The organism is Streptomyces iranensis (assembly GCF_017874715.1).
Classification (GTDB): domain Bacteria; phylum Actinomycetota; class Actinomycetes; order Streptomycetales; family Streptomycetaceae; genus Streptomyces; species Streptomyces iranensis.
In genome coordinates this window covers 1-4,217 of the sequence record NZ_JAGGLR010000067.1, presented here as the reverse complement: position 1 = coordinate 4,217, position 4,217 = coordinate 1, and the positions used below count along the sequence as shown (strand labels likewise).

Below are 4,217 nucleotides of genomic sequence, written 5' to 3'. Positions count from 1 at the left end.
AGAACCGTTACTACACCAGGTCATTGCGTGTCCGAGCAATCTTGTTGATCAGGCGGCGGGCCTCCTTGACTGGCGCAGCGATGCCCGCCTCACCGTGAGCAGCGGCTTCGCTGCCTCAAGGGAACAGGGGCACCGGCGACACGTACTCGACCACAGTCCTGTACGTGGCGGCGTCGATGCAACCGTCGAGCACCGCCAGCCGCAGGGCGAGTAGTTCCTCACCCTCGTGGCATCCAGCCCAGCCAGCACAAACACGCCGGACAGCACTGTCGGCATCGGCCTGATAGCACTGGAACAGCCCTGCGGGCTGGTCTGGAGTTTCGGCGTCGTAGCGCCGGAGCTTCGCGAGCTGTTCGACGAACGCACCGCCTTCCCTACCGAACTCGCCGCCGCGGCCTGACAACTTAAGGTCGTGTGGTGTCTGCGCAGACGCGGCATCGCACACACCATCCCAGAGAAGACGGACCAGCAGAGGCACCGTCACAACCGCGAAGGCCGCGGCGGGCGGCCGCCAGGGTTCGACCGGGAGGCATACCACCGACGCAACACCGTCGAACGCTGTTCCAACCACCTCAAGGGCTTCCGCGGCATCGCCACAAGATACGAAAAGACCGCCACCTCCTACGAAGCGGGCGGTCACACTCGCATCATTCCTGCTCTGGGCAAGATCCGTGTGAAGACGGACCGTAGCGGGTACCCCGACGGGGACCCGGTGCGGCGGGGTTTCCCCCGTCGCCCGGTGCGGGCGGGGAGCTGTGGGGGGCTCATGTCACCCCGCCGGGGAGGGGAAGGGAGAGCCTCCCCCTGCCCTCGGTGCCGCGGGCGTCTTCCGGAGCCCCGGCCCGGCCCGGACGGGGCTCCGAGGGGCCGCCGGGCGTCGCAAACCGTCGTCCGGCCTCGGCTCCCTGCACTCGGTCTCCCGCTTCGTCTACTTCGTCACCTTGATCCCCTCGAACGCGGTGGACTTCGGCGCCAGGCAGACGAACCAGTCGTAGGGCGAGTGCTTGGGGCTGTGGATGACCGGAACGGCGGCGTTCGCCTCGGTGGCCGCGGACGCACGGCCGACCTTGGTAGACGTGCCGTCCTTCCAGGTGCAGGTGACCTCCCGGGCGGTCTTGGCGACCTGGCCAGTCACCAGGCGCGGGGCCGTGTCGTTCCCGGGGAGCAGCGGGAGCGAGACGGTCCCGTACTCGCCGCCGGACAGGACGTCGTCCTCAGGTAGCGCCATGTCCGCGATCTGGGTGGTCCTCGCCTCTTTACCGGTGACCCGGTGCACGAAGTGCGCGACCTTGCCCACCAGTTCGGAGGCCGTGGAGACGTCCTCCGGGTGCTCGCCGAACTTCGCCATCGCCGCCAGGGTGGCCTGGGCCTCCACCGTGTCCGCCGGAGCCTTCCACACGTCGATGTACACCCTCCACGGCACTCCCGCGTCGGTGCCGCTCGCCAGGGTCGTCCGCATGTGCGGCTCGGACGCCTCCGCGCTGGCGACCGGCCGGCTCGCCGGCGACACCCCCCGGTCCCCGTCGCCGGACAGCCCCGTCAGCGCCAGAGCCCCCGTGGAGCCGGCCACGACCAGGGTGGTGGTCGCCACGACCGCCCAGCGACGGGCCTTGCGGCGGCGGCCGCCGCGAATCAGCGCCTGGGCGGGGGCTATGCCGATCTTCACCTCGTCGGCCGCGTCGGCCAGCAGGAGTGCGATGTCGTGCTGTGTCATGTTGTGGCTCGTCTCCCAGTCCGCGCTTTTCACTTTCGTCCTCCCTGCGTCACTGTCTCCGCCAGTCCCGATATGGCGCGCAGCTTCGCGATCCCCTTGGCTGCGTTGCTCTTCACCGTGCCGACCGAACAGCCCATCGCCTCGGCCGTCTGTGTCTCGGTGAGGTCCTCCCAGTAGCGCAGGACCACTGCTTCCCGCTGCCGTGTCGGCAGTTCGGCCAGCGCCTTCAGCAGCGTGTGGCGGTCGTCGGCCTGGGCGATCCGGTCACCGGTGTCGGCCACCTCGTGTGTCAGGCCCGCGTCCTCGCTCCTGGGCACCAGGAATTCCCGCAGTTTCCTGCGGTATCTGCGGGCATGCGCGTTGATCATCACTCGTCGTACATACGCCTCTGGGGCGTCGGCCGAGGTGACCCTGTGCCAGGCCACATAGACCTGTTCCAGCGTCGACTGGACCAGATCCTCCGCGGCGTGCTGCTCCCCCGTGAGCAGGAATGCCGTGCGCATCAGCTGCGGCCAGCGGCCGACGACGAAGGCCTGGAACTCTCTGTCCCCGGCCTGTTTTCGAACCCCCATGAGCACCTCCTAGATGTGCAAAAGAGGCCATGAGAGGCCGAGACCGTTGCCTCACCGCGGAATCTTTTGCCGCGTTCTCGTCGGAGCGGGGGGTGCCTGTTGAGCCGGCACGGAGCGCGGTGCCGGTGTTGCCACCGGTCCGTTCCTCCGTGCCGCTCGCCGAACGCGGCGTACCCGTCTCCGAGTACCGGGCTCTCCACGGACTCTGCCGTTCGCGCGGGGTTGGGGTGGGTCCAGGGGTTGGAGGTCGTGTTGCCTCTGTAGCGGTAGCGGGTGACCGTCACCGCTTGGAGGTCGAACAGTTCGATCCCGTCTGCCGAGGGCTTTTGCCACCGACCGGTGTGGTCGGTGAACCGTCGGCGGACGTCCTTCCACTTCCAGCGGCGCAGTGCCATCCACCAGCTGATCAACCGATGCCGCGTGAAACTGGCCAGGGAGCTCAGGGCGGCTTTGCAGACCGCGCGCTTGAAGTAGTTGAGTCGGCTGCGACGGAGAAGCGGATACAACATGGACTTGTAGAAGTGTCCGTAATAGTTGACCCAGCCCGGCGCGATGTTGTTGCACATCTGCGCAAGATCAACGAGGGACATATCACTGCGGCAGGCGATGCGCCAGGAACGGATCTCCTTGCCCATCCCCTTGATCGCCTCGTTGCTGACCGCGGGCAGGAAGTTCACAAAGTGCTTCCCATACCGGTTCTTGGACAGCCTCGGCCGGAACCTGTATCCAAGAAACGTGAACGACGTGTGCTCGTGCGAGCCACGCCGGTCGGCGTCTTTGCAGTACAGGATGCGCGGCTTGTCCGGATGCAACTCCAAACCAACCTGTGTCACTCTCGCTGCGAGCGCATCCCGCACGCGGCGGGCCTGCTGCTCACTGCGACAGTGAATCACCTCTCCACGGCCTTCACCGCCGGAGGAAGTACGAGCCGGACGACATACGGTTCCACAGCTTGTACAGATTCCCCTTGAGGTTCTGTTCGAACCGCCCGATCGAAACGCCGTCCACACCGGGTGCACCCCGATTGTCTTTGACTCTCAGATACGCCTCCCACACCATCGACTTTGAAATGTAGAACGACTTGGTCTCGGCCTGCGACCTCGATCCGTTCACCTGACTCCTCCCGGAAACACCGGTTGACCACCAAACAAGATCCGGACAACCCGTCCCCTTCGGCCTGACTGCCAGTCCGTGGGGCTGCCCTCCGGTCCGTTCACCGCGCCGCTGTCGCCCAGGGCGGATTCCGCCCGGGAAGTTGCAGTCGTCATGGCGTCCAACTTGTCCTTCGGTTCCGGTCCTGGTGGGCATCGGTTCCGCACAGGCCCGCCTGACCCACGTCAGCACCCTTTCGAGTCCGGGCAGCGCACCCGTATCCGGCCGGTTATCCGGAGCACCAGCGGAGGCGCTGGCCATGTGCTCCGGTTTCCCGCTGTCTTTCGGCCACCGGCATTGGGTTGGGTAGGCCGCCGACGAGGTGCCCATTGCTGGGTCCATTTTCGGCGGCCCCCGCCGAACGGTGCGTGCCCGTTTCCGGGCACACCGCTCTCCAGTGTCTACATCCGTGAAGGCTGACGGGTTGGCCTTCCAGCGTGGATGGCCTCGTGACAGATGCGGCAGACAACCAGGGTTTTGCGGCGGCGGGCTGCCATCCGCTCAACCCATGCGGGCACTTCTGCCCGCCCTTTGCTACGGAGGTCCTTGAGGCGCCGAATATGGTGCACTTCGACGCCTTGTGGGGAGCCACATAATTCGCAGGTGTCGGCCAGAAGTCGTTGTACGAGTTCGGACCGATCGCTCCAAACCTTCGGGGGGTTGTCGTCGAGGATGCCGATTGTGGTCTTGCGGGCAAGTGAGACCCCGCCCCACTGCGCTACCAGTGGCTTTCGCCCATCGCTTCGTTCGACCGTGACCCGGAGCCCCGCGCGGGGCCC

6 protein-coding genes are annotated in these 4,217 nt (G+C 66.5%); all 6 read right to left on the bottom strand.

Going from position 1 to position 4,217, the window contains the following annotated elements:
* Nucleotides 1-115 precede the first annotated feature (115 nt).
* Nucleotides 116-640 (bottom strand): DUF6283 family protein, encoded by a 525-nt coding sequence (locus tag J2Z30_RS52090; RefSeq protein ID WP_372453434.1) that lies wholly within the window; start codon nt 638-640, stop codon nt 116-118.
* A 288-nt stretch (nt 641-928) separates the two neighbouring features.
* Nucleotides 929-1,714: a hypothetical protein gene (locus tag J2Z30_RS49140; protein WP_052702055.1), complete on the bottom strand. Its 786-nt coding sequence runs from the start codon at nt 1,712-1,714 to the stop codon at nt 929-931.
* A gap of 29 nt (nt 1,715-1,743) precedes the next feature.
* On the bottom strand, nt 1,744-2,286 hold the full coding sequence (locus tag J2Z30_RS49135) for a SigE family RNA polymerase sigma factor (RefSeq protein WP_044570440.1): 543 nt from the start codon (nt 2,284-2,286) through the stop codon (nt 1,744-1,746).
* Nucleotides 2,217-3,143 carry a group II intron maturase-specific domain-containing protein gene (locus tag J2Z30_RS49130; protein ID WP_209469205.1) on the bottom strand — a complete coding sequence of 309 codons (927 nt, stop codon included), beginning with the start codon at nt 3,141-3,143 and terminating at the stop codon, nt 2,217-2,219. The genes J2Z30_RS49135 and J2Z30_RS49130 overlap by 70 nt, the downstream gene beginning before the upstream one ends.
* Nucleotides 3,144-3,192: 49 nt before the next feature.
* Nucleotides 3,193-3,399, bottom strand: coding sequence for a hypothetical protein (locus tag J2Z30_RS49125; RefSeq protein WP_044570445.1), 207 nt, complete (start codon nt 3,397-3,399; stop codon nt 3,193-3,195).
* A gap of 440 nt (nt 3,400-3,839) precedes the next feature.
* Nucleotides 3,840-4,052: an HNH endonuclease gene (locus J2Z30_RS52085; protein ID WP_345664917.1), complete on the bottom strand. Its 213-nt coding sequence runs from the start codon at nt 4,050-4,052 to the stop codon at nt 3,840-3,842.
* Nucleotides 4,053-4,217: the final 165 nt, after the last annotated feature.

Bases quoted from the DNA above. Each gene is read 5' to 3' on its own strand.
- J2Z30_RS49135 (WP_044570440.1), bottom strand. From the start codon at position 2,286: ATGGGGGTTCGAAAACAGGCCGGGGACAGAGAGTTCCAGGCCTTCGTC.
- J2Z30_RS49140 (WP_052702055.1), bottom strand. From the start codon at position 1,714: ATGACACAGCACGACATCGCACTCCTGCTGGCCGACGCGGCCGACGAG.